The sequence below is a fragment of the Brevundimonas sp. genome, from assembly GCF_032017145.1.
Classification (GTDB): domain Bacteria; phylum Pseudomonadota; class Alphaproteobacteria; order Caulobacterales; family Caulobacteraceae; genus Brevundimonas.
The window spans coordinates 1-1,651 of record NZ_DALZQC010000223.1 but is presented as its reverse complement, the minus strand read 5'-3'; the positions used below and the strand labels follow the sequence as shown (position 1 = coordinate 1,651).

The following is a 1,651-nucleotide window of genomic DNA, read 5'->3' as shown; positions in this document are numbered from 1 at the left end:
CGGCGGGCCGTCAGCCGCGCGGCTCGCCGGTCGTGATGGCCGTCGCCGCCGACGGCTCCATCTGGGTCACCGACGACCGCAGCCGGGCGATCCTGAGAATCGCCCGGCCGTAACGGTCTTTAGCCCTCGCGCGCGTCGCGCTTGGCCAGGACGCGCAGACGCAGCGCGTTCAGCTTGATGAAGCCGGCGGCGTCCTTGTGGTCATAGGCCTGGACGCCTTCCTCGAAGGTGACCAGGTCCTGGTCGTACAGGCTGTTGGGGCTCTCGCGGCCGATGACCGAGACATTGCCTTTGTACAGCTTGACCTTGACCGAGCCGGAGACCTTTTCCTGGCTCTTGTCGATGGCGGCCTGCAGCATCTCGCGCTCGGGCGAGAACCAGAAGCCGTTGTAGATCAGCTCGGCGTATTTCGGCATCAGCTGGTCCTTCAGGTGCATGGAGCCGCCGTCCAGGGTGATGCTTTCGATGCCGCGGTGCGCCGCGATCAGGATCGTGCCACCGGGGGTCTCATAGACGCCGCGCGACTTCATGCCGACGAAGCGGTTCTCGACCAGGTCCAGACGGCCGACGCCGTTGTCGTGACCGTACTGGTTCAGGGCGGTCAGGATCGTGGCGGGCGACATGGCCTCGCCGTTGATCGAGACGGGATCGCCCTTTTCGAAACCGATCTCGATGACGGTCGCCACGTCCGGCGCGTCCTCGGGGCTGATGGTGCGCTGGTGGACGAACTCGGGCGCCTCGACCGCCGGATCTTCCAGCACCTTGCCCTCGGACGAGGAGTGCAGAAGATTGGCGTCGACGCTGAACGGCGCCTCGCCGCGCTTGTCCTTGGCGATCGGAATCTGGTTCTTCTCGGCGAAGTCCAGCAGGGCCTCGCGGCTGCGGAACTCCCACTCGCGCCACGGGGCGATGACGCGGATGTCGGGCTCCAGCGCATAGTAGCCCAGCTCGAACCGGACCTGATCGTTGCCCTTGCCGGTCGCGCCGTGACAGACGGCGTCGGCGCCGACCTGACGCGCGATCTCGATCTGGCGCTTGGAGATCAGCGGGCGGGCGATGGATGTGCCCAAGAGATAGTCGCCCTCGTACTGGGCGTTGGCGCGGAACATCGGGAAGACGAAGTCGCGCACGAACTCCTCGCGCAGGTCGTCGATGAAGATGTTCTCAGGCTTGATGCCCAGCTTCAGCGCCTTTTCGCGCGCGGGGCCAAGCTCCTCGCCCTGGCCCAGGTCGGCGGTGAAGGTCACGACCTCGGCGTTATATTCGGTCTGCAGCCACTTCAGGATGATCGAGGTGTCCAGCCCGCCCGAATAGGCGAGGACGACTTTCTTGACGGGCTTGTCGGCGGGTGCGGACATGGCGGCTCTTTCAGCAAGGGGCGGTCAGTCGGGGAGTTGACGCGCGCATAAGACCGGGGGTCCGGCGATGCAACCTTTTCCAATCGGCATCGGACGTCGAACATGAAGCTTTGGTCATGTTTCATTCCGTCGCGTTGCCAGCCGATCGACCCGCGTTATGGTCCGTTCACCTGAAATCCGAGGATGATCTATGCGCCGCACCGGCTCTCTCGTCGCCGCCGCCGCCCTTCTGGCGGTGTCCACCCCCGTCTGGGCCTCCGTCGCGCCCGCGCCCGCCGTCCAGGCCGCCGCGC

General features: G+C 66.0%; 1 protein-coding gene. It reads right to left on the bottom strand.

The genetic code is table 11. The annotated features are described in order from the left end of the window. Window positions 1-119: 119 nt before the first annotated feature. Complete coding sequence (locus tag RTU05_RS18175; protein WP_312599680.1) at window positions 120-1,358, bottom strand: argininosuccinate synthase; 1,239 nt, start codon at window positions 1,356-1,358, stop codon at window positions 120-122. Between the last annotated feature and the right edge of the window lie 293 nt (window positions 1,359-1,651).

What these genes read in the sequence shown, in the direction of transcription:
- RTU05_RS18175 (WP_312599680.1), bottom strand. Translation starts at nt 1,358, where the DNA reads ATGTCCGCACCCGCCGACAAGCCCGTCAAGAAAGTCGTCCTCGCCTAT.